Origin of the sequence: Acidovorax sp., assembly GCF_021287135.1 — a bacterium.
Classification (GTDB): domain Bacteria; phylum Pseudomonadota; class Gammaproteobacteria; order Burkholderiales; family Burkholderiaceae_C; genus Acidovorax.
On the sequence record NZ_JAJTBB010000085.1, the window covers coordinates 199,828 to 223,958 of the forward strand.

Below are 24,131 nucleotides of genomic sequence, written 5' to 3' on the forward strand. Positions count from 1 at the left end.
CTCGGAGTGGTCGCAGCCAATGTTTCAGCACGCCCTGAAACTTGTTACAGTTTGCGAACATAAATTGACCGCTTCGCATGTGATCGGTTTGGGGCCGACGCCCGCGGCGAACAAGTGGAGATTGAGGGGGGCAACGTGAGTTCTGCGACAACGGTCACAGTAGACGATCACTCCGCTATCGATGCGGCGTTGGGGTTCTACTATCAATCGCTATACGGGCTGCTGCTTATTGTCAAAGCCGATGAAGACGATGCAGCGGTATGTCTGGAGCGTTTAGACGATGTGGAGATTGCCCTAAACGGCCGATCGCTGCTCGTTCAACTAAAGCACTCGCTGAGCAAGAAGCCAGCGGGGGTTAGCTTGGCTTCCGTGGCCCTTTGGAAGACACTCAAGGCATGGATCGACGTACTGCCAAAGGTAAGCCTTGACGACACGCGCTTCCAACTCGTCACTGTGGCTCCGCTGCCGCCCAGCAGCGTCTTGGCGCCGCTCCTTGATGAAAAGGCGTCGCGCACAGATCTCTTGAAACTCTTGGAGGCGGAGGCCCAACGCGTAGTGAATGAGCACTCTGCAGCCAAGCAGAATGGCAGGGGACCTTTGCCGCACATTGAGCGGCTACCCGGCTGTTCTGCCTATCTTGCCCTCGCGGAGGTTACCCGAGAGAAGCTCCTGTCCAGGGCGACGATCCAGCCTGCTGCGAACGACATCAAAAAGATTCAACGCGACATCGCGAACGCGCTCACGAACTTCCCTCCCGACCAGCGTGAAGCGATTTCGCGGCGCCTCATGGAGTGGTGGGATCTGCAGATCGTGTACTCGTTCTGTGCCAAGAGAGAACGGTTCATCACCACACTCGAGGTTCAACAGCGATTGCTCGAGATGGCTGGCGAGCTGGCACGCGACGAGTTGCTCGCCGATTTCCAGTTCGAGGCTCCACCCGATGATCACAACCCGCCGTCCATGATTGCCACGCAACTACAGCTCGTGAACTGCACCAAATCCGAGATTCGGTCGGCGCAACGCGAAGAATGGAAAGCACGGTCCCAGCGTCACAAGTGGATGGCTGATCGAGCGGACATGGCTGGCCGTATTCATCGATACGACGAATATCTCGTCCAAGAATGGAGAGACCGGCATGAGCCGATGACGGAGCAGCATCAGTCAGCCTCGGAGAACGAAAAGCAGGCCGCCGGCTTGGCGATCTTTCGGTGGTCGTTCAGTCAGGCCCACCAGGAAGTCGACCCCTTCGCGAAAAACTGGAGCGCTTCCTATTACGTGCGTGGCAGCTATCAGGTTCTAGCGGTTGAGCAGAGTGTTGGCTGGCACCCAGATTACGCGACCCTGTTGAAGGGCTGCCCATGATTGCCGCGCGTGACGTGTTCGCCGAGACCAATCCGGCGTTCTGCGGTGCAGTGTTCGCACAGTTTTGTTCTGCCTACCAGGCGGCTCAGCCGGGAGTCTGCCCGGCAGCGGCGTTGTTATACCTAGTCGTACCCCTCGCGATCTCGGAAGACTTGGCGCCGACCTTTGAAGGCTGCAATCGGGATACCGGGTTCACCCTTTGGATGAGCCGAAACCCGAAGGTGTCAGTCGACCTGGCAAAGAAGGTCAACTCGACGCTGGAAATCACGACGGCCGCCATCCGCTTTGGCTGCATCGCCGGCATCTTCAAGCTCACAGCCGACGGAGGCGTTGAGAGCACCCGTAAGACGTTTCCGGCAGCGGTCACGACCGGCGTGGCGGGCGCTGCCTTAAAACGGGCCCGCCTGCTGGGGATTTGGATGGCTGGGATGGGCTCGCCCAGGTCGGTCCTGGAAGCATTGGGAGTATCTGTATGAAACGATGGAACATCGCAAGCGTCTTCTTCATCGGCGAGGAAGGTGCTTTCCGCATCATCGAACTGGACGCTGACCGCGTGAACATCATCACCGGCGCATCGGGCACAGGCAAGTCGGCGGTCATCAAGGCATTGGACTATTGCCTGGGGTCGTCAAAATGCCAGCTTCCTGTATATGTACGGCGCCGCTGTGTTGCTGTTGGAGTCAAGTGGGTAAGGGGTACCGAAGAGATGATCTCGTGCCGCCAAGTCCCGCTTGTCGGCAAGGCGCCAAACTCCTACATGTATGTGACTACGGGGAGAAACCTGAAGGTTCCTCGCTCCGTAGAAGAGTTTGAAGGCAGAGGGCCTGTGGCAGTCAGCAAGGCTAGGTTGGGCGAGTCGTTCGGCATCGAGGCGATGCCTATAGGAGACTCCGAACAACCCGAAAGAGATTCGCTGGACAGACCGTCGATCCGCCAGTTCACGCCATACGTGTTCGTCACCAAGGAGGTTATCGACAGCGAGACGGTCCTGCTTCATGGGCTTGACGACAATCGCAAAGCTCTCCCCATCATCGCGACAATGCCCTACTTCCTGGGCGTGGTGAATGGGTCAACGGCGGCCGCCGAGCGACGCCTTCGACAGGCGCGCAGAGCCTTGGAGATCGACGCTGCTCGTGAAGAGGCCCGCGTCGCAAAAGACAGCTTGCTAAAGCAGAGGTCTCGGGTGCTGCTTGGTGAAGCGCAGCAACTTGGACTTGTAGAACGCCCGCCCGAAGGAGCTGACGAAGCCTTACTCATCGGCATGTTGCGCAGGGCAGCATCCCCAGCAGCTCGTCCGCTGCAATACCCAGGCGCTGACCAGCTTGACAGCTTGCAGGAGCGTCGCCAAGCCACACTGAAGGAGTTGAATCAGACTAAGCGCAAGCTTCGAGCGCTGGCCGTGGCGGAACAGGAGTCACTGGACTACGAGGCTGCGGTTAGTACCCAGCAGCAGAAACTCCGGATTGCCGAGCATCTTCACCTGCTGGATGTCCCCACCAAATGCCCGGTCTGCGAGTCTGAAACTGCCGCTGGCGCCGAAGTCGCCGTCGCCATGAGGCGATCACTCGAGACTTTTCGTGCAGAGACCAGTGCAGTTGGGCGCCTTCGACCGCTGATCGGCGAAGCGGCAGAGCAGCTGAACAAGCGAGTTGAAGAGCTCAGCGGACTTCTGAGGGAACTCGATGCTGCAGTCGCGTCAGCGCTGAACCAGATTGCCGAGGCCAAGCAATTTGCCGACCTTGCTCAGCTGCAGTACTTCTTCCGCGGCAAGGCCACATATTTCCTTGAAACCATCGACGACCAGCTTCTGAAGCCTGCCAAAGACCTAACTAAACAGCGGGATGAAATTGCGGAACTGGAAGCGAAGATTGACGCCGACAACCGACGCATCCGCATGCGTCGTGCGGAAGCCGCCGTCTCACAGTACGCCTCTGAAGCCTTCTCGAAGCTGCCAAAGGTTGAGCCCTGTGTTGACGCAGAGCTCATATTCTCGGCCCGGGAGCCCTCCATCTCTGTCATTGAGGCCGGGCCTGAAGATGCGGTGCTTTCGATGGCGGATTTAGGTTCAGATCAGAACTGGCTGGCAGTCCACGTAGCACTGGCGTTTGGACTGCAAAAGCATTTCGAGAAAGAGCGCAGGCCCGTACCCGGCGTCATCGTCCTCGACCAGCTCAGCCGTCCCTACTTCCCCAATCAGAGTAAGGACGCCGATGAAGTTGAGGACGAAGGGGATGAGGATGCCGGCGAGGTCGATTCGGACATAGAAGAATCCCGACCGGACGAGATATCGATTTCTAACGACGAGGACTATGTGGCCATGCGACAGCACATCGACTTCCTCTTCAAGGAGGTTGAGGCGCGCAGCGGCTTGCAAGTACTTCTGCTTGAGCATGCCTACTTTCCGTCGGACCCTCGTTACGTAGCCGCGACGAAGGAGCGCTGGACCAAGGCGTCGGGTAAGGGCCTTATACCTCGTGATTGGAAGCGTCGGTCTACAAACTAGCCATCGAGTGCGCGTCGACCACACGCAGGCCGTCGCTCGGTATGGCGTCAGATCCACCGTCTTACTTTTTACCCGTGACCGATTCAACCACCCCAGGGTGGCAGTCCTTCCTGCGAAGGTTCGTGACCCGCCGCCCGATAGCCATCCTTCGACTCGAAGACTATCAATACGGTGCCATCCTGAACTCCAGGAAGGGCATGCGGGAGTTCACGCTCAACATTCCGCATGATTACCTGCGCGAAGTCGTCGCTCCCTGCCTGTGCCTGATCACCGGCACGCGTTTGCGAGGCGTCCAGGATCACGATGATGGCGAGGAGATGCTCTACGTGGGTGTCATCAAGTCCAAGCAGGTTACTGCGACGCTCGACACCCGGATCAAAGTCGAGAGAACCGCGCGCGTCACGCCGTCAGCGTCGCAACTGGTTGGACTGATCCAGGAGGCACGCGCCGCAGAGCGATTCTCCACACGCCTGGCAGACCCGTCGCCGGTGACAAAACTGTCGCCCAAGCTCAGCGCGATCCTCGTGGACACGATGGCCAGCTCCCGGGGCAACCATGGCGCGTTGCGCATGGTATCCGCCGGGCTCGATCAACCTCCTCTCGGCCCTTCCGGACGACTGCAGGGGGAGGCGATCGACATGGCACTGAAGGTCTTCGGGCTTTCGGGCGATGCGCCCGCCGTGCATCTCGAACTCGTCAAGGGCAGGGAGAGCCGGCTGGTCGGCGCACGCCTTATGGAGGACTCGGTGATTGAGCACGATGCGCGCCAGGTCCCGGAGTTCCAGCTCGTCGGCAGCGATGCCACCGGGCGCGCGATGTTCCGCAAGGGCCAGCAGACCCTAGAGGTCATCACCGCCAATCGCAAGAAGCTAGAGGAGGTGTTCGGCGTCGATCTCATCTACATCAACCACTTCCACGACAACCTCGTGATGGTCCAGTACAAGATGCTTGAACACGACGGCGCGGGCGGGCGCGACGACTGGACCTACACTCAGGACCGTCACCTGTCCAAGCAACTGAGCGCGATGCAGCGGTTTTCCCGCCGCGTAGTGAGTTCAGAGAAGAGCTATCGGCTTTCCGACGACTTCTTCTACCTCAAGTTCGTCCGCCGCTACGGTGATTCGGAATCGAGCTTCCTCCTTCCGCTGGAACACTTCAAAGCACTGGCGCGTGGTCCATCGAGAGCACCGCGATCCAAAAAGGTACACCTAAGCTACACGGCCTTAGAGGGACGCTACATGCGCCAGACAGCCTTCCACAGTCTTCTGCAATCGGGCTACATTGGCGCGGACAGCAGCACGACCGCGGTACTTCAAACGCTGATTGAAGACTTGCTCTCAGGAGGCGACGCGCTGGTCGTCGCCATCCAGCGCAAAACCACCCAGGCCGAGGATGACGCCGATCACGCTCGGCGCATGCAAGACTGGGACGACACGGAGGCCGGATACCACTAGGCAGACTTCGACAACAGTTCGAGGATGCTCAGGCTGAACGTTCCCGGCGAAGCCCGGAGATTGGGCGGCTACGAGCGTAGAGACTATCGAGAACGTGTGGTTTTCTACGTCCCTTGTGGACGGGCGCGCGAAAGCGAGCGTGGAGAGGTCGCCCAGTGGCGACTCTTCCTCGAAGCAGTCGTCTATCGGCGACGTGATGACCGACCGCTCGCAGCCTGAAGCTGCCATGTCAGGGGTGTGCTCTGCAGGGTCTGGAGTCGGTCGCCGGCTTTGGTTGTGCCCTCGATGAATGCAGCGAAGCGACTGTTGGGCGCTTCGACTTTCTCTGGCCCGGGTAGCGCTGGAGAAGGTACTGCTGCCATATCGTTGCGCGACCCAACTGGTACCGCGCAATCGACCGCTTCTCCGTAACTTAGACTGGCGGGTTCGACTCGTAACGGTCGGTGGCGACTCAAGAAAAGCAGTCGCTCAACGTTGATTGCAGTCATTCGCGTTCGACGGGCTGAGCAACTGCTTCGATCATGACCTGCCAATCGACTAACGACTCGTCAGTGGTTTGCGGCACGAGCCTGCCCAAAACCCCTGCCATACTTGATCTGGTGTGGTTGATTTTGCTATCCGTTGGCTTCACCTGACTCCCTTTTTGCGACAGCCCTGCATGCCTACCACTCTCACGCCGTCCGCAAAGCTACTGCAACTGCTACCCGAGGCGGTGGTGCAGACCGATGCGCTGTGGGAGATCACTTACCTGAATCCGGCGTGGACAACGCTCACCGGTCATTCGGTGGAGGCGGCGCTCGGCAGGTCCTTGCTGGAGTTCGTGCATTCCGACGACATTGGCACCATGCGCTCGGGCATGCATTGCTTAGCCTGAGCAATGCATCACCTTGCCCGTTCATCAATCTCACGAATCAATGCCCGTGCCTCATCTCCTTCAGGAATTGGACGCCCACTATCTCTCCATTCGATCGCCGACTTGAATCCGTGCTCTTGCGCATGGCGGCGGAACCACAGGCCCTCTGGGTTGTGACGGGTGATTCCATCAAACATCGTAGCCATCATCTGGGTCTGCTCGACGCCCATGTTCAGCATGACCTGGTTCACCACCATCTTGTGCATCGCCAAATGCGAGCGCGGCACGCCTGCAATCCGGTTGGCCAATTTCACAACGGTTTCCTCAAGCTCTGAAGCGGGTACGGCCATGGTGGCAAGCCCCCATTCCGCAGCCTTCTTGCCGTCGATGAGATCTCCGGTGAACATCATCTGCTTGGCCCGCATGGGCCCCAGACGAAAGGTCCACATCGCCGTGGTGGGACATCCCCAAACGCGTGTCGGCATGTAGCCGATACGGGCGTCTTCAGCCATCACCAGCAAGTCGCAGCACAAGGCAATGTCGCTTCCTCCCGCGGCCGCTGCGCCATGGACCTTGGCAATGGTGGGCTTGGCGCTCTTCCAGAGCGTCATGAAATCCTCGGTGTTTCGCTTCATGTAGGCGTAGTCCACCATGGGATCCCAGGGGGACTTCTCCTGCTGACAAGGGTGTTCGATGTGCTGCTCTGCGTATCCCGCAAGGTCGTAGCCTCCACAAAAGCCTTTACCGGCCCCCTCGACCACGATCACATGGACCTCGTCGTCGGCATTGGCCCATTCCACGGCCGCCCGGATCTCCCGAGGCATCTCGTCGCTGATGGCATTGAGCCGTTCAGGCCGGTTAAGAAGCAAGCGAGCGATGCGTGCGTTCTGTGGGTCTTTCTCGATTCGCAGAGTGCTGAAGGTGGGCATGGATCTGTCCTTGATTATGGGAAAACGTTGATTGATTGAAAACAGTCAGCGTTGACTGTAAGGCGCGATCCGCATACAGTCAACACTGACTGTTTCATTGATCGCACTTATGCAATCCATCATCAAATCCAAAACCTCAAGAAGCGATGCCACACCAGAGCGGTCCACACGTGACCGCATCCTGGATGCCGCTGTCCAGTCACTGATCGAGCAGGGAGCCGCTCGCACCACGACTCTTGAGGTGCAAAAGAAAGCCGGGGTGAGCCGTGGAGCCCTGCTCCATCACTTCCCAACCCATGCCGAGTTGTTGTCAGCCACGGTGGATGATCTGGTTCGTCGCAACGAGCAAAGCGTGTTCGAGCTGCAGGAAAAGCTCCACAACGCCCCCGATGCTGTGGAACGCGCCATCCGGTCTCTGGCACTGATGATGGGCCAGCCACCGTTCATGGCGGAACTGGAGCTGTGGGCGTTGGCCCGCACCGACGAAGGTCTGCGGGAGGCACTGGTGAAGGTCGAGCGAGATGCCCGCAAAGAAAGCGAGCGCGTTTTGCGCGCGCTGTTTGCACCAGTGGCCGACCGGCCTGGTCACGACGCCGTGATTGCGATGACCACTGACTTTCTACGTGGGTTCGTTCTGTCTGGCGTCTTGCGCAGGAACCCTGTACGGCGTCAGCAAATGATATCCAACTGGGTGCGAGCCACCCAGATCCTCCTTGAACACTGGAAGTAAAAACAATGCCGAGACTGCCTGACCCCTCTGTTTCCTACTGGCCGGCCGACACGTCCCGGCCAGTCCTCAACCTGACAGCTGGTGATGCAGTGCGCCAGGCGGCGTTACGCCACCCTGATCGTTGCGCACTGGTCGAGGTGGTGCCAGAGGGCCTCCCTTCGCTGACCGGTGCGGATCGCAAAGACAGGCGATGGACCTATGCTGAACTGCTCGCAGATTCCGAGCGATGCGCTCACTGGCTCCTGGGTCGCTTTGCACCTGGAGACCACGTTTGCGTATGGGCCCCCAACGTACCTGAGTGGGTCATCCTGCAATACGGAGCTGCATTGGCAGGCATGGTTTTGGTCACCGCAAATCCTGCCCTGCGGGCCGAGGAGTTGCGCTATGTGCTCAAGCAGTCACGATCGGTGGCGCTGATCCATGTGGACGCTTTCCGCGGTACGGACATGGCAGCCGTTGCGGGGCAGGTGGCCGGAGAAGTCAAGGAAGTGTTCAGCCTGAGCCGCTGGGGTGAGGTTCGCGGCAGGAATCAAACCGGTGAGCTTCCAAAGGTGGATCTGCGGGCTCCCGCGCAACTGCAGTACACGTCCGGTACGACTGGGCAGCCCAAAGGCGCACTGTTGCACCACATGGGGCTGCTGACGAATGCCAGCTATGTCACCGCACGGCTAGAACTGGGCCATGGCGTGCTGATCAGTCCCATGCCCTTGTTCCACACAGCGGGTTCGGTGATGAGCGTGCTGGGCAGCATGGTCAGTGGCGCCACACTGGTCTTGCCGCAGTTCTTTGATACCGAGGCGGTATTGGCGGCCATCGAGCGCGAAAAGGCCACCGTCCTATACGGCGTGCCCACCATGCTCATTGCTCTGCTGGAGCATCCCAAACGGGATCTATACGATCTGGCGAGCTTGCGCTTTGCGAATTCCGGTGGTGCTCCAGTACCTCCAGAATTGCTGCGGCGCGTGCAGGCGGGTCTTGGCTGCGATCTGTTGTCTGTCTATGGACAGACCGAAGCCAGCCCCATCATTTGCCAGACGGCGCCGCACGATGCACCGGACGACAAGGCTGAAACAGCTGGACGCCCCCTTTGGAATGTTGAGGTGAGGATCGCAGACCCGGTGAACGGTTCTGCGGTGCCAGTCGGCGCAGGTGGCGAAGTGCAAGCCAAGGGCTACCAGACGATGCTCGGTTACTACGATATGCCTGATGCCACCAACCAGGCCTTCACCAAGGATGGTTGGTTGCGCACTGGGGATCTCGGGGTGATGGATGACCGAGGATATGTGCGCATCACCGGGCGGCTCAAGGACATGATCATCCGTGGTGGCGAAAACATCTATCCTGTAGAGGTGGAGGCCCGGCTTCTGGAGCACCCCGAAGTGGTGGACGCAGCGGTGTTTGGGCTACCCGATTCGCACTGGGGCGAGGTAGTTTGCGCCGCGTTGCGGTTCCGCAACTCAGAGAACGCACCTACCGCGACGGAGCTGCGCGATTTTTGCAGGCAAACGCTTGCGCCACAGAAAGCACCGTCGCGGTACTTTGCAAGCACGGCGTTTCCGCTCACGGGGTCTGGGAAAGTGCAGAAGTTCCGGCTGATACAGCAGGCGCGTGAGGGGTCGATAGTGCCTCTGCAGTAGAGGTTCAGGTCGGAAGGGCGACCTGGAGAAAAATGGCAAAGGGGGGCTGTGGTCTGCTTTGCAGCGATTGCCGTCAGTCAGAGGTACAACCTGAGTGTCCGGTATGAACGACGATCCTGCCATCGGCGGCCATTCGAGTCCGTGACAACGAGTCCATGTCGAAAGCGCTCACATGCCGTCATAGCATCGGCTCGGAGAGTACCCAAGGTTTGCAGCTCGAACACTATCGGGCCTACCCTTAGCGGTGGCGTCAGCTCTTCATAACAGCGAGTCGAGCAACGATCGCCGCGCCGGTGATACCTTGCTCGCGCAGCTTGGCGGCAACGGTCCCCGGGTCAGTGAACAAGGGCCCGTCGTAGGTGAGGCTCATCAGCACCTTGCGAAGCCGATCGACAAGGTCCATGAGCACAGATTCAGGCATCAGTCTGGGGCCAAACGCGATGTCCTCGGGGCGATCTGCGGACGTTACGTTGGTCGCAAAGACAAGGACCGGCTTCGGCGTGCCGGCCACTATTTGCTCATCGCACCATGTGCCGCTCAGGAGCAATTGGGCGGCATCGGTCTTGTGAATCGGTGCCGTTTTCTCGCTCTTCGCCTCGATACAGGTCCCGCAGTCATCAAACAACCAAAGCACGTCCGGACCTCGCCCGGTCTCCTTCTCGGGCCGGCTGCTGGCGGCGCCCAGCAATTCGCCTAGTTCATGCAGGCCGCGCTCCACCATCTCCGCCTCGTTCGCGAAGGCCAGCTTTGCCTTAACCTCGTCGACGCGTGCCAGGGCAGCATTCGGAGATCCGAAGACGCCAAACACCCCACACAAGGCCACAGCCTGATCAGTCATTCTTGCGAATCGCTTGTCGGGCGTCTGCTGCGGCCTAGGGAACTTGGTGTTCAAGCCGAAGACAGCTTTGTAAACCTCCGCCGCCTGACCGGGATCGAACTGGTGTTGATACGTCGCAACCCAGTACAGTAGTTCGGCCTTCTGGATCGGATGCAAAAGATTGGCGCCGGCAGCGTCCCTAAGGCGCGCCACCGCACCTTGCGAGTTCTTGGCCTTCGCCATGTTCCAGGCCTCTCGCATGGCGAGCGCGCCGGCCTCATAGGGTGTCAGTGCCGTATCGCGCACTTGTTTGTCGGTCACAGCGACGCGCGTCTTGTGCGCGTGCCGCCAGCCCTCGTTGCGATCCAGCAATGCTTGCGCAAGGTCCTGGATGACTACGCCTATCGACTTGCCCGCATGATCCGGAAGACGAGCCAGCTCCTGCCCAAGCTCCACTTGTCGCCGGGTGCGCTCTTCAAGCAGGCCCGCGACGTTCTTGCGGCCGATGAACGCCGCGATGTCCGCACCTACCAGCAACACAGTGGCAAAGTCGGCGCTTGAGCGGACCGCTCTACCCAGCGCCTGCTCGAACTTGTTAACCGTGCGCACCTCGTATTCAGGGCTGTCCTTCTGTCGGTACGCATCGATTCGGTCGATGATGCGGTCCCCACCCGGCACGCCGTCGATTACGAGGACGCGACAAGCATCGTCGGGCAGGTCGACTCCGTCGAACCGCTGAGCGAATACGACATAGTTGCCAGTCGTGGTCCGCAACGTTTCGAGCATGCCGTCGAAATCAGAGCCTTGCGACAAAACCGCGCCCGTCGCCGTCCACACCGCCGCCTGGGATGCCGATGTCGTCAGTACGACGACGTTGGTCTTCGTGGCCAATACCGCACACGCGGCCGCGATCTCATGCTTTTCGCTTTCCGAATTTATGAGGGACGTGGGTAGGATCATGCGCTCACCCGCGCCCTCGTCCTCCTTGGGCTCGATCAGGTGTTGGTAGGCTTCAGGCGAGCACCCTAGCGCGGCGATCATGCCGGAGCTGTCTTTGATGCTGGCCGACATGAACAACCGGTGCTTGGCCCCGGCATATGCCGCCACCTCCTCCACCGGAGGTATATGCAGCGCAATCTCCGCCGCCACACCAGAAATGCAGCATCGCGTTAGCTCCAGATAGCGGGCGATGTTGCCCCAAGTGAACAGCAGCGGCGGCTGGTCGATCGAGTCCGCCATCAATCGTGCGACCGCGCCGCAGACCTGTGACCACACCCAGTACGGTACTTCATACGTCGAACCGGCATCGCCTCTGACGATGCCCGCCCACGTGGCGGCATCAGTGGCATTGCACAAAGGCTCCAGCAATGCCCGTAGCGCAGGAAAGACAGCCGCCGGAACTTGGACGGTGTAAGCTTTTCGAATCCGTTCGGCGCCAGCGTGAACATCGTCCATGACTACGGCTGAAGGCCGGATCGATTTGCTCTCGAAAACCGAGTTCGCGTTGAAAAGTCGGTCGTAGGTGCAGGCGAGGACTGCATCGCCACTCAACGCTTCATAGGGCAGTCCCTTGCTTGGGAACGTACTGACCTTTACACCGATGAGCCTGCCGGTCTCGACGACTTGGTCGGCTAATTGATTGGTCGGGCACAGATAAACCACCGGCTCGCCCTTGTACTTGCGCCGCATCATCTCTGCATAGAGCAGCCCCAGCACCGTTTTGCCGGACCCAGTGCTCAGCTTCATGATGACATCTTTATGCTCGATCTGCTGGTCCAGTGCGGCCAGCGCAGCGAGCTGGGCTGGCCGCAGCCCCGTATGTGTTGCCTTTCGGTCCAACTGCTTGAACAGCTCTTCGAGCGTTGCTGGGACATCGCCCCCTGCAGCCTTCGCCAGCGAACCAAAGTTGATCATGTATTTTGCTCACACGCCAATCGAGAAAATCTTATTGCTTAGCAGCAATGCTTTATAGGAACTGCTGCTAATCGTATACCTAAAAAAGCGGCAACTGATATCCAGGTATCGCCGGACTATCTATCTCCCGCGAGCTAGCTTTCTCCGGGCGCTTGACCCGACTCGGCAATTGGGCAGCAATCGGTGAACTGTTTATACAGGTGCGTCACCTTGTCCATTCGGCGTTGTGATCCCATGAGCATGGCAAGCATTCGGTAAGCCATGTGCATGAGCCCATTGGAGATTCGAATCAGATTCAGCGCCATCTCCACCGGGAATCCCTCGCGCACACGGCGAAGAGGGTGAATCCCGCTGTGGACATAGGAGTTCAAGGCGTGTCGTGAATACTCGTTGAACTCCGCCAGGTGCGCAGTCAACCCCGCCGGAGCTGCCGCCAACACCTTTGAGAGCATCTCATTCGCACTCGGGAGATTTTTGGCCGCAAGCTCGGCTTCCGGTGTCAGTTCTCTGCCAAGCTTTTCAATCTGCGCTGGAGTCGCCACGAAAAATAGCCACGAAGCCCGCAGCAAGGCTTCGTATTGAAGGCGCAGGACTCCGCATGCAGAGCTCGGAGCGTCAATAGCAAATGCGGTTCTTACTACCCTGGAATGCTCAATGCACAAGTGGCATGCGCTCAAGGCCAATTGGTTTTGTTCGGACTCAATGGCCAGGACCACACCTGTCGAAGGAAAGCAGTCCAGTATGGCGTCCTCGAACTCGTCGGATCGATCTGCGAGCGCCAGTACGGGATCGTCGCTACGAGAGTCTTGTGGAGCTGACGAAGATCCAGTCAAGGTGCAGTCTCTCAGGGGGCTAGTCGATCTGGAAACGTTCTTTGAGCCGCGCCACGGTATGTACCCATTTAGGTGACGTTGGTCTAGCGACGGTGTTCTGGTTCCCGAAGAAGCCCTTTTCTTTGATCGCGTTGGCGACAGGCACAGTCTCGATCCACTTCACAGGCACCAGGTACTCCGCGTTCTCCGGACTTTCCGCGTACTTGGTCCGGGTGGCGATGACGGCATCGGTGTCCGTGATCTTTTTGGTGTGCCCGTTCTCGATAAACGTGAAGTCATCTACAGGCACCCGGAGACCTGTCACTTCTCCGACTCCAACATATCCTGTGCCCGGGATGTTTACCCAGACACGATTTCCGGGAGACAGCATCTGTAGGGTGTTGCTGTACCAGGTCCCGCCTCCGCCCGCAATGAAGCCGTACTTCTGGGCCTCATTCCACTCGCGATTCTCGCCGGCATAGGAAACGTAGTACTCACCGTTCCAATGACTGTTGGCTGGTGCATCGGGCGAATCGGACGCATCTTCCGTCGGGTCACGAAGCCAGGCACGCGTGAGGTACTCGCGATCCCCATCCTTGAACATCCGAAAGAAAATCGCATTGATGTTGATGCCGTGGTAGCCAGCAAGGTACTCCACGATCCGTTCGGTGCTGTCATCCAAGGCACTGGCGACAATGATCAGCTCATGCTCGGTGTTCAGCTCATCAAGCATTTCCTTCAAGCCGAACCGTTTGCAAAACGCCTGGTCCAGGCTCATGCCTTTGTCGCTGGGGCGATACTTCTCGACGTAGTTACCCCAGATGGACGCGATCTGATCGCTCTGCAGGCCAATGACCCAAGAGCCATAATCCAGCACCTGGGCTACTACATCGCGCGGTGTCATGTCGCGCTTGAGCTCAATGATTGCCAGGTTTCCGGCTCGGTCAATCGCTAGAAGATCGACATACTTCCCGTAGCTGGTCTGGACTTGCCGGCCGATGACCATGAGATGTGGCGCAACCACCGCGATGTTCGCCTCAATCAAGTCCTCTAGCTTCTTTTCGTTAGCCATGGGTTGATGCAGCACAGCTTGCAACCCCTGATCAATTCGCCAAACACCAAGTTCAACCGGCATTTCATTCCCTCCCTTTGGCGGCAATTATGAAGTCTGGCAAAGGTCGAGTGGGTGGCCCTGGAGGCAGTGAGCATGCAGATGAGCGCTACTGCTCATATGCGTATCAGTGCATCCGTTTCGCCGACGGGATTTCCAGTGAGCCATCCGCTGGCCCGCCGAGGCGGGCCACCAGCAGGTCAGCCAGTGTGTCGGAGGGTTGGCAGAAATTGCAGCGCCATAGCCCTGCTGTGCAATCCAGACGTGCGGTCACTATGGTTTTATCGTCTGGGCTAAAGGCAGCGTAACGGAACAAGTTCGTGTTCCCATTAAGTGTGACAAACGGCTCCTCGGTGGCCTCGCTCCGTTATCCGCTTGATCGCTTCGATCTTGAGTTCTTCGGGATATGGCTGTTTTATCGTGGCACCTCCTATTGGCCTCAGGTTTGAGGCTCGATGGTGTCTAGTTCAGCCGGAGCGATTCACTCCGAGATTCAGCCCCATGCTTGCGGATGGCAGGGCAAGAGCCCAGAATGCGGAATGGCCCTGCCCAACGACGTACGCCCCCCAAAGATTCTGACGGACCTGGTTCAGCAGATCGTGACGGAATCAGGCAATCCTGAAGGCTTCAACGCCGAGGTCTGGCTGCAAAAGTGGCTAGCCTCACCAATCCCCGCCTTCGGAAACCGCCGCCCGTGGGATATCTTGCAAGAGCCCGAAGGGCTAGCGTTGGTCCAAGCAATGCTTCTGCAAAGCCAGTCAGGCAGCTACGCCTAGATCCGCCAAGCCACAGCGTCCCGCACGCAGCGCTGCATAGACCTCAGCCCTTCGCACCTTGGCGCATCTTCTTCTCGGCCTTGGCTGGCCCCATGTTCACCAGTTCTTCAATTTTCGCCAGCTGTGGCCCGCAGCGACTGGACACCACTGGCACGCCAGTTTCAGGAGGGCTTGCTGTCACGCATCTTCCACGGAGAGCCCTACCGGGACTTCGTGGCCGACTATGCGCGGTCCATGTTGGATGGCCAGATGGATGCGTTGCTCGTCTACCGCAAGCGCCTGCGCCACCGGCTCGATGCCTACGAGGTCAATGTGCCGCCCCAGGTGCGCGCGGCACGCATCGCTGACGCCAATAACGCGAAGTTGAACCGTCCGCGGCAGTACCAGCGTGGTGGCTGGATCAAGTACGTGATGACACAAAGCACCCCTGAACCTCTGGAAGCCCGGCATTCGCGCATTGACTATAAGCACTACCTCGTCAAACAAATCCAGCCTATTGCCGATGCGATTCTTCAGCCGTTGGGCGACAGCTTTGTGGCGTTGACGAGCGCGCAGAAGGTGCTGTTCTAGGGGCGGTGACGACCTGGGACGATATCTACGGTAAAACTGGCCGACCGGAGAGGGGGCGTGGCAGCTTGCCGAGGCGACTGCTCTTTGGGCTCAACCTAAAGAGCTTCAAAAGGCGGCTTCGCAGCGGTTGCGGTCTTCCAGTTTCGAATGGTGAGCGTCAGGTAATGGGCAGATATCGGATGCTCGCTAACAAGGTAAAGCAGTTCCTCATCGCTCGGCAAACTCCACTCTTCGTGAGAAGAGATCCTCACCGGTCCGGAACATCGGAGAGAAGTAGGTCTCTATGGTGTTTCGCCTGAGGACAATGTCAAGCCGCCACGAGATCTATAGCCTTCGACGACTACGCGATCAGTCTGACCTGCCCCCTGCAGACGTATCCCAGGCTACTGTGTGACCTGACTTCGTTGTAGTCCGTGCGCCAGATGGCCAGGGATGCTCGGGCCTGGTGCAAGGTCTCAAACCAGCTCTCGTTGAGCTGCTCGTCGCGGAGCTTGCCATTGAAGCTTTCGATGTAGCCGTTCTGCATTGGACGCCCTGGCTGAAACAGAATGTGACGAATTCCGTGAGCCTGGGCCCAGACCATGAATGCTCTGCTGGTGAACTCCGGGCCGTTGTCCGTGCGCACCGCCTTTGGATACCCGCGAAACAGCGCAGCGCGCTCCAGCACCCGCGTCACGTACTGCCCTGAGATGCCGAAATCCACAACGATGTCCACGCTTTCGTGAGTGAAGTCGTCGGCCACCGTGAGGTACTTCAAGCGCCGTCCACCTGCAAGACTGTCGCTGACGAAATCCATGCTCCACACCTCGTTGACCGTGCGAGCCAACTGCAGCGGCACCCGCTCGTTGATGGGTCGCTTGCCTTTCTTACGCTTGCGCACAGCCAACTTGGCCTGCCGGTAAAGACGGTACACCCGCTTGTGATTGACACCCGGAAACTCTGGGCGCAACAGGTCGTGAATACGCCGGTAGCCAAAGCGGCGACGCACATGGGCGATCTCCATGATCTTCTCGTGTAGTTCCTGCGTGGCCTGATCGGCCTGTGGTGGGTGGCGATAGCTGTCTCGGGAGAGCCCCACAAGCCGGCACGCGCGACGCTCGGACAAATGGTGACAGCTCACCATGCGCCCAACCGCCTCGCGCTTGGCCTGCGGGGCTAGCGCTTTACCCCCAGAACGCTCTTGAGCGCGTGCATGTCCAGGTGCGCCTCAGCCAGCAGCCGCTTGAGCTTGGCATTCTCTGACTCCAGTTCACGCAGGCGTTGGGCCTCCGAGACCTGCATGCCGCCGAACTTGGCACGCCACTTGTAGAAAGTCGCGTCACTGAAACCGCCGTTGCGGCAAAGCTCCTTGATGGGCATGCCCGCCTACGCCTGCCGAAGGAACCCAATGATCTGTCGTCGCCGTGCAAGTCACAGATTTGTAATTTTTTTGCCATTACTTCCTTCTGGTTTTTTTCCATGATCCAGCCAAACATGATATGTTTTTCAGGGTCTTTGAAGACAAGGCCCACGACTTGTACTTGCGGTTAACATTGGTGGACATCCTGCACCCCTCGGATACCATGTAGTAGATGTCTCAAAGACCGATTGAAAGCGTTTTTGAAAGCTGAGCTTCCTTCGATTAATCCTGCACATCTAAAATCTTGCTGCCACTAGGATACAAAATGCCTAAGTTCAAGCTGAAGCGCGGCTGGTATTCGATGTGTCTGTGGCTCATGTTCTCGCCGGACGAGCAGAGACGCAAAGAAATCGTGCGAGAGCCGACAAAGCGTATTTCCGTACTTGGGCCAGCTGGCGATTCGTGCACTTTAAAGGTCGGTAGCGGGGCCAATGTGGGTTTTCCCAGGCCTCGGAACAAAGTTCGATACGCCTGTTTGGCCGCGTTAATGACAGCGTGTGGTGCTGCGTATGCTGACTGCGAAGCGGATGTAACGGAGTTCTCTACTGAGTGCAATACTGAGTGCCCGATGGGAGAGGGTGCTGCCGCATGTCATTTAGTCTGTCATACAACTACTGTGCAGAAGCGAGCCGCTTGCACGCCGCCGCCCCCTCCACCGCCTCCGGCGTCCTCTGATCGATCAAAAACTGACGGGTTAAATGACCCGTTTAAATCAAGTGGCCCTCGTGAAAATCAGCGAATAGATCCCTGTCTTGTTGACGGTTGTCCCCGGTTCCCGGCGCAGCTGGACAGCCCGACGCCTGCACCCAAGCCGTTTGATCCCTGTCTTGTTGACGGTTGTCCCCGGTTCCCGGCGCAGCTAGAGAGCCCGATGCCCGCTCCCAGGCCAACTGGACCATGTTTAATTCCTGGTTGTCAGAGTGAAAAATTCAAACAATCGCCGCGGCGGAATTTACCTTGACGGTTCGGGTAAGCGTGACGGTGACTTAGGCATGTACATCAACGTCGAAGTCTGGGAAGGTTCGGCCTGGCAGATCGTGTCTCCGTGAGCAAGAAAACCATGAATTTGCCATCTAATTGATGACGCTGACAGTGATGACCGTTCCCACGAACGCAGTAACGGTCCTTCTTTTATACGAAGTACGTTTATGTTCACTGGTTTGCTCCGGAAAGCGCTCCGACAAAGAGTGAAGCCTTCGATGAGACCTGCCACTGGGCTGGGCGACGACCCGGGCACCATCGGCCGCTTCGCGATGTGATGCTTGTGCTGGCTCAAGACATTGCAACTCGAGACGGCGTCCATTGGGACGGCATGACGCCGCCGGACTTAGGCATTGCCATTGCGGGTACTTAGCAAACAGCCAGTTCACCCAACCGCCACACACAGAAATCCCTACGTCTTGACCGCAACGTCTCCTCCGGATCAAAGGGGTCATTTGAGACTGCAGCGCTGACTGACTGTAGACCGCCTTGACCTGCCATCTGCGTATCGACGGCGAGTTCGCAGCGAAAGCAGACATCACGTACAGGCCGATCCCCGCATAACCAACGCCGTATCGGCCTCGAGACCTCGTCCAGTGACTGCCCGCCGCCTTCATGCGCCTATTTAACGGTTGAGCAACGTGTCAGAATGTTGCGAAACGGGGGGAACGCGGTGGTCAGTGTTGTCGAAATCGATTTGGCTGTTCTGGGCGTTCGCTTTCCCCGGAGTGGCGTGGGCATGGTGCTTTCGCAGCCGCACATCAAGTTCACGCTCGACGAGCCCATCGTTTTGCGGCCAGAGAGCAAGCACAAGTGCCTGCAAGACCTGCAGTCAGCGCTGAACGTATCGCTTGGTCGGCATCATCGGGCCGACAGAACCCACTTCACGGTGCTTCCGGAAGACGCCATACCCGGCCTTGAGGGTGTTACGGTCATCGACCAAGCGCTTGCCGGCAACGACTGGCCAAGTGCCACAGTAGTCATCGGCGGCGTGGACGGCCTGACGAACACAAGCTACGCGCAGCTTCTTCAACTCGCGAACACAACCGCCAGCGCGGGCAACACACCTGCAGCAGTCACGGCGCAGCAGTGGGTCAATTGCGTTGTCACGTGGGTGAAAGACGCGCAGGGGCAGGTGCACCGGTGGGTGCAGCCCAAGCTTTCTCCTGCCTGGGTAGAGCTCAATCGCTCTCATCAGACGATGTTCCAAGGCGAGACGATTTACGTATTCAAGGCATCGTGCGCGGACACGGGCGTGCCGCTTCGGTTCGCCTCACTGCTTTGCTACGACTGGGTCGGAGAGCGGGACGGCCGGCGCGTTTGGGAACTGCTCCTCGACGGAATCAACACTGCCGCCCAAGACGCGTACCTGACTCTGGACTGGATGTTCGTGCCGCAGTGCAATCCTGTGCCGTCGCACGCCTCGTTCATGTCGCAGGTCACCAATTTCTATCAGCAGGGACAGTTCGCAAAGGTCCTGCGTGACGACACGTGCCTGGTGATGGCGAACGTTGCGGGACGCGATGAGCCCGGAAAATGCGACAGTTTCGGGCAGTCAGCCGTCATTTTCGCAAGCCAGAAGTTCGTCAAGCCCAACTGCATGCCGACCTATTGCAACGGTGGCGCGCCGTTCCGAGCGGGCAATCCGCTTGAGAGCTGCCGGGACGCGCTGTTTCGCGAGAGCGGCGCGTGTGTTCACTCATTGCTCGTCAGGAACCCCAAAGCTCTTCCGCTCGGCGCGGCAGGGCGACGCGTTGCGGTAGAAAACGCGACGGTTCACCCCCTGAGCGACAAGGTTGACCCCAGGACGCCCGGCGCTGGCGTGGCTGCGGAGGTCAAGTGGGTGAATGACGAACTCGACGAGCCCACAAGGGCGCTTAGCAAGCTGTTTCCAGAAGCGCCGTTAGCTGCTGCGGCCAAGACCGCCCACGAGGGTATCGACCTCGGTATTCGGGAGCTGCAGCCACACGCGGTCAGGCACGCTGTTCTGATGGCGAGTGTGAATACCAAGAGCGAAGAGAGCGTCGACAAGTGGGCAGACGCTGAGTGCAAGGCTGTCGACCACATTCTGAACTCGCTCTCAATCCTGGGGGCGGCGGGGATGGCGATGTATGTCCATGCCGCCAGCGCTCACGCAACTGTCAGGCGAGACCATGCCGAGATGGAAATGGTTGCTGTCCTGGCCAACCGGCACGAAGATGCGGACAAGCACGTGCGTGACATGGCGCCGTGTCACAGGGGACGGCTGCTGGTTATCAGCAGAGACGCGGAAAACACCCTCTGGGGCAAAGAGTTCGGTAGCATCTTCGACAAGTTCAGTGGCGCGACCGAGGAGGTCAACATCACTGACCCGGGAAGTGCCATCGTGCGCATCGGCTACCAGAACCTGCTGCGAGCCTACCGCACCGCACAGGCGCCTGCGGACGTTCTAGGAGTGATTGATGCGGCTCTCAACTGACGCAATCGGACTGCCGTCAGGCCTCACCGAGGCCCTGTCTGCATTGCTGCCGAGTGCGCAACTGGTGCAAGTGAGTTTCCGTGAGGACTTGGCTCCCATGGTCATCATGCTGCGGGGCCACGCAGTAGATGCGTTTGCGATGGGCGGCGCGGACGACTACGAGGCGCTGTACTCTGGCTTCAAGGACCACTATCGCTCCAAGGGCTCTGAGTGGATCTCGAAGGAAATCTCGTTTGTCCTATGCATACCGCCAGGCCAGGAGGCTGACGAAGCGTTCTGCTCGAAGGTCGAGATCGACGTCTACTTCTGTCGCAAGTACGTGCTGCGGCTCACCTCAAACGTGCGAGAGAGTCTGTCTCGCCTTCCGTTCATTCCGCTCGAGCAGATTGCAGGCGCCTCCATTCGTCCTCCATCTGCAAAGACGCTGCTGCGGCATCGGGCGCTCAAGCCCGAACTCGCAAATGCCCTAGTCGACCCTGGTACAGGGCCAGCAACCATTCTTGACAACAGCTTGGCTGGCCGGTACGGGCAACCTGTGCTGGGCAGCGAGGGGGCAAGCCCCAGCGCAGCGGTTCGGGAGCCTGAGAGGCCGAATTTAGCGACGCTCAAGTCCGTCTCGATTGAGAACTTCCGCGCCTACCGGGCGACCAAGACCTTCGAGCTTGGCTCTAAGCTCACGGTCCTGTATGGGCCAAATGGCTTTGGCAAGACGTCTTTCTTCGATGCGCTGGACTTTGCCGTAACAGGTGGGGTGGGTAGGCTCTCCAACGCGAGGGGCGGTCTTGCGAAAGCGGCCAAGCACCTGGACAGCACTGGCGAGCCTACATCCGTGACGGTGACGTTCGAACAGGGCGGGCAAGAGCGGGTACTGGTGCGAACGCTCAGCTCTGCTTCAGATGCAACTCTGGATGGTCAGGTCACCTCGCGCAAGTCGGTGCTTGCGGCGCTGACAGGCGGTACTCCGTCAGCGGACCGCGTTGAAAACCTGGTGTCGCTTTTTCGCGCCACGCACCTTTTTGATCAAGACAATCAAGAGCTGACGCGGGAGGTTTACCAGAGCTCCACACTTCCCGGCCATCTGGTTTCGCGCATGCTCGCGTTCGACGACTACGTCAACGGAGTAAAGAAGTCAGCCGAGGTCTGCAGGCTCGCCAAGCAGAGGCTGGAAGAGGCCGAAGCGCAGATGAAGAGAGCCTCCGATGAGCGTGATACCGACGAGAAGGAACTGCAACGGCTAAAGGGACTCGTCTCGAGCGATGGTGTTGCCGACGGAGCGGACGCACGTATCGCAGCTCTCGTTCAGCCCGCTAGAGAGCTTGGGGTCCAAGTTGACACGGCGGACGGTCCATCAAGTGTCCGGTTGCTGCGCGCCGCGCTTGAAGCGCGTCTAGTAAGTCTGCGCGAGCGCAAGGTCTCTCTTGATGGGTGTCGCAGCAACCTCGAAACCCTCGCGACGCTGCGCTCTCAACTCGAGGGGGCGCGGAAAACGCTCGTTGTCTCTGAGTCCACTCTTAACCAGGCATCCACGACCGAAACTTCGAAGGCAGAAGCGCAAGCTGCGGCCGAGAGAGAGCTCGCGCTCCTGACGCAAGAGCAGGAGGCTGTTCAAAACACGCGAGACTGGCTGGCCTGGAGCGTGTCTGTTGCGCCGACTTACGCGAGCCTCAAGCAACAAGTAGCGCAGCTTGACCTTCGGCATGCGGCTATATCGGAGAGCGCGGCGGAAGCTCGTGCCAAGACCGAAGCGGCAGCTGCTGCGAAGGGGCAGGCGGCGGCAGCCTTGGAGCAGGCGCAGAGACTGCTCCGATTGGCCTCGCAGGGGCGTGCGGCACTCGACGCGCTGCGACCGATTCTCGAAGCGTGCACACAGATTGAAAGGCAGCTAGCCGCCGCGCGCGACGATGAAGCTGCCTGCGTTCTGGCACTTGCAAACCAGCGCGCCGCCGTGAGTCAGGCGTCGGAGACCGTCGAGGTACAGGGGCAAGTGACTGCCAGTCTGGAGCAGCAACTGAACTCCGCACGTGCTGACGCAGAGAAAGTGGACGCACTCGTGGCAGCGTTGCGCAGCCACACCTCCGACGGAACGTGCTTGCTGTGCGGGCACGACCATGGCAGCCACGAGGCACTGCTTGCGGCCATCGACCGCCGTGCTCACGCTAGCGCGGCTCTCGACAAGCTCTCCGACGCATTGGCTGACGCGCGCACGAAGCAGCACGAATTGCAACTGGCAGCTGCAAACGCCGAGTCTGCATCGCGCCTGGCAGAAGAAAAACTAAGAAATGCCCGCTCCATGCTCCAGCAGCGCCAGCAAAGGCTTTCCGAGTTGCAAGAAGCGGTCAGCGCAGTCGGCCTAGCGATGGACGGAACGTTGCTGGCCGAATACGCCAGGAGAGCCTCTGAGGCGACCTCCGACGAGGCTCGGTGCTCGAACGATTTGGTTGCTGCTCAGGACGCTCTTGCGTCAGCTGAGACCAAACTGGTTCGAACTCAGGAGATCGAGGGCTCACTCCAGTCCGAACTCGCGGCGGTCGCCGACTCCAGGGCTAGCGCAAGCAGGCAGCTCGCCGATCTGACGAGTGAAGCCGCGCGAGGGCTACAAAGCCTTGACGCGGGTGTCCAAGCAATTCAGAAGGCTTTGGCGACCGAAGACCAGCGCCTTGCAGCTTACGCGAGCGAGTTGGCCGCGGCTGCGCAAGTGCGTGAACAAGCCCGAGCACAAGCAAGTGAGGCCGCTTCGCAAGTAGGCGCAGCGCGACGCGCGCATACCGCCATGCAGGAGGCCGTTCGCGCCTGTGAAGCCGAAATCGCGAAGCACACAGCCGTCTTAATGACAGCCGGGTTGGCCGCTGATGCCACAGATGAGGACGTGCTCGAAATGGTCAAGGAGGTGGAGGTGAACGCTTCGGCCATCGCCGACCTCCACGCTGGTGCTACTCAGCTTGAAGTGCAGATTGAAGCTCAAGCGACTTCGGCTGCCTTCGAGAGCATCCGCGCTCGCGTAGAGACGAATTCTCGCTTGCTGTCCGAAGCCAAGGCCAGGGCTGGCGCCGTGAAGCCTTGGATGACCTTCTTCGAAGCTGTTTCCAAGCTCCTGTCCAATCAGCAGGCACAAGCTACCACACACTTCACCACGGAGTACGGTCCTCGCACGGCGACCATACAGAGGCGGCTTCGTCCTGTCTATGGCTTTGACGACATCTCTGTGAGCAGCAAAGACGGAACGATAGAGGTTCACGTCAATCGTGGGGAGGAGCGATTGCGGCCGCCCGACTATTTCAGCCAGTCTCAAGTGCAGACACTTGTGTTGGGCCTGTTCCTGACGGCATGCAGCTCGCAGACTTGGTCGGGCTTCTCGTCGGTGATGATGGACGACCCGGTAACCCACTTCGATGACCTGAATACCTACGCGCTGCTGGACCTGATCGCTGGTCTGCAGACCTCACCGGATGGTCCGCGGCAGTTTGTAATCTCTACCTGCGATGAGAAGCTGCTGCAACTCGCGCGCCAGAAGTTTCGACACTTGGGCGACGAGGCGAGGTTCTATCGGTTCCAAGCGATAGGAAGCGATGGCCCCATGGTGTCGCAGTTGCCGACCTGAGTTGCGCCCCTTTGCGCCAGAGGGTTGCGCGAGTCGACCCCGCCGAAGAGCATCTCCCCCACTGCTTTACAGCCCGGTGGACGGAAGTCCGAGGAGGGCCAACGTTCTACCCGTTCTCCACCTCCTTCGCCGCGGAGGACGGGCAATGTGTGGTATTGGCGACGGTCGTCATTGGGCTGCCCCCAACTGAATGGCTGCAACCAGCCTAGTCCTGCCTTAGCCGTTGC

The 24,131-nt window shown here is 59.2% G+C and carries 15 protein-coding genes and 1 pseudogene; 11 read left to right on the top strand and 5 right to left on the bottom strand.

The features are described from left to right. Window positions 1–135 precede the first annotated feature (135 nt). The 5 genes from LWW96_RS20555 to LWW96_RS20575 all read left to right on the top strand — a co-directional run bounded on the left by LWW96_RS20555 (window position 136) and on the right by LWW96_RS20575 (window position 6,193). Window positions 136–1,362: an ABC-three component system protein gene (locus tag LWW96_RS20555; RefSeq protein ID WP_291489722.1), complete on the top strand. Its 1,227-nt coding sequence runs from the start codon at window positions 136–138 to the stop codon at window positions 1,360–1,362. Next, the gene (locus tag LWW96_RS20560; RefSeq protein WP_291489723.1) at window positions 1,359–1,838 is read left to right on the top strand and encodes a three component ABC system middle component; all 480 of its coding nucleotides are present in this window, start codon (window positions 1,359–1,361) and stop codon (window positions 1,836–1,838) included. The genes LWW96_RS20555 and LWW96_RS20560 overlap by 4 nt, the downstream gene beginning before the upstream one ends. After that, complete coding sequence (locus tag LWW96_RS20565) at window positions 1,835–3,865, top strand: DUF3732 domain-containing protein (protein WP_291489724.1); 2,031 nt, start codon at window positions 1,835–1,837, stop codon at window positions 3,863–3,865. Before LWW96_RS20560 ends, LWW96_RS20565 begins: the two co-directional genes overlap by 4 nt. A gap of 74 nt (window positions 3,866–3,939) precedes the next feature. Then, window positions 3,940–5,319 (top strand): hypothetical protein, encoded by a 1,380-nt coding sequence (locus LWW96_RS20570; RefSeq protein ID WP_291489725.1) that lies wholly within the window; start codon window positions 3,940–3,942, stop codon window positions 5,317–5,319. A gap of 658 nt (window positions 5,320–5,977) precedes the next feature. Beyond that, on the top strand, window positions 5,978–6,193 hold the full coding sequence (locus LWW96_RS20575; protein WP_291489726.1) for a PAS domain-containing protein: 216 nt from the start codon (window positions 5,978–5,980) through the stop codon (window positions 6,191–6,193). Window positions 6,194–6,201: 8 nt separating this feature from the next. On the opposite strand, the gene LWW96_RS20580 is transcribed toward LWW96_RS20575, so the two are convergent. Beyond that, on the bottom strand, window positions 6,202–7,101 hold the full coding sequence (locus LWW96_RS20580; protein WP_291489727.1) for a crotonase/enoyl-CoA hydratase family protein: 900 nt from the start codon (window positions 7,099–7,101) through the stop codon (window positions 6,202–6,204). Between the two features lie 109 nt (window positions 7,102–7,210). Between LWW96_RS20580 and LWW96_RS20585 the strand changes: the two genes are divergently transcribed. After that, entirely contained in the window at window positions 7,211–7,831 is a 621-nt protein-coding gene (locus LWW96_RS20585; protein WP_291489728.1) for a TetR/AcrR family transcriptional regulator, read from the top strand. Window positions 7,832–7,836: 5 nt separating this feature from the next. Next, a complete protein-coding gene (locus LWW96_RS20590) occupies window positions 7,837–9,468 on the top strand; it encodes an AMP-binding protein (RefSeq protein ID WP_291489729.1) in 1,632 nt (543 codons plus the stop codon). A 250-nt stretch (window positions 9,469–9,718) separates the two neighbouring features. On the opposite strand, the gene LWW96_RS20595 is transcribed toward LWW96_RS20590, so the two are convergent. From LWW96_RS20595 to LWW96_RS20605, 3 genes are all read right to left on the bottom strand, one after another. Then, window positions 9,719–12,199: a DEAD/DEAH box helicase gene (locus LWW96_RS20595; protein ID WP_291489730.1), complete on the bottom strand. Its 2,481-nt coding sequence runs from the start codon at window positions 12,197–12,199 to the stop codon at window positions 9,719–9,721. A 134-nt stretch (window positions 12,200–12,333) separates the two neighbouring features. Next, window positions 12,334–13,032: a hypothetical protein gene (locus LWW96_RS20600; RefSeq protein WP_291489731.1), complete on the bottom strand. Its 699-nt coding sequence runs from the start codon at window positions 13,030–13,032 to the stop codon at window positions 12,334–12,336. 19 nt (window positions 13,033–13,051) lie between these two features. Then, window positions 13,052–14,146: a hypothetical protein gene (locus tag LWW96_RS20605; RefSeq protein ID WP_291489732.1), complete on the bottom strand. Its 1,095-nt coding sequence runs from the start codon at window positions 14,144–14,146 to the stop codon at window positions 13,052–13,054. A 515-nt stretch (window positions 14,147–14,661) separates the two neighbouring features. Here LWW96_RS20605 and LWW96_RS20610 point away from each other — a divergent pair. Together LWW96_RS20610 and LWW96_RS20615 are read left to right on the top strand one after the other, a co-directional pair. After that, window positions 14,662–14,898 (top strand): MbcA/ParS/Xre antitoxin family protein, encoded by a 237-nt coding sequence (locus LWW96_RS20610; protein WP_291489733.1) that lies wholly within the window; start codon window positions 14,662–14,664, stop codon window positions 14,896–14,898. Window positions 14,899–15,021: 123 nt separating this feature from the next. Further along, window positions 15,022–15,468 (top strand): annotated as a pseudogene (locus LWW96_RS20615) (DNA polymerase II); the annotation flags it as partial. Between the two features lie 340 nt (window positions 15,469–15,808). Here LWW96_RS20615 and LWW96_RS20620 read toward each other — a convergent pair. Continuing rightward, a protein-coding gene (locus tag LWW96_RS20620) for an IS3 family transposase (protein WP_291489734.1) occupies window positions 15,809–16,827 on the bottom strand; the annotation gives its coding sequence in 2 pieces (ribosomal slippage) (window positions 15,809–16,629 and window positions 16,629–16,827; 1,020 coding nt in all). A gap of 1,694 nt (window positions 16,828–18,521) precedes the next feature. Between LWW96_RS20620 and LWW96_RS20625 the strand changes: the two genes are divergently transcribed. Together LWW96_RS20625 and LWW96_RS20630 are read left to right on the top strand one after the other, a co-directional pair. Continuing rightward, a complete protein-coding gene (locus LWW96_RS20625) occupies window positions 18,522–20,306 on the top strand; it encodes a hypothetical protein (RefSeq protein WP_291489735.1) in 1,785 nt (594 codons plus the stop codon). A gap of 97 nt (window positions 20,307–20,403) precedes the next feature. After that, window positions 20,404–23,904 carry an AAA family ATPase gene (locus tag LWW96_RS20630; RefSeq protein WP_291489736.1) on the top strand — a complete coding sequence of 1,167 codons (3,501 nt, stop codon included), beginning with the start codon at window positions 20,404–20,406 and terminating at the stop codon, window positions 23,902–23,904. Window positions 23,905–24,131 lie beyond the last annotated feature (227 nt).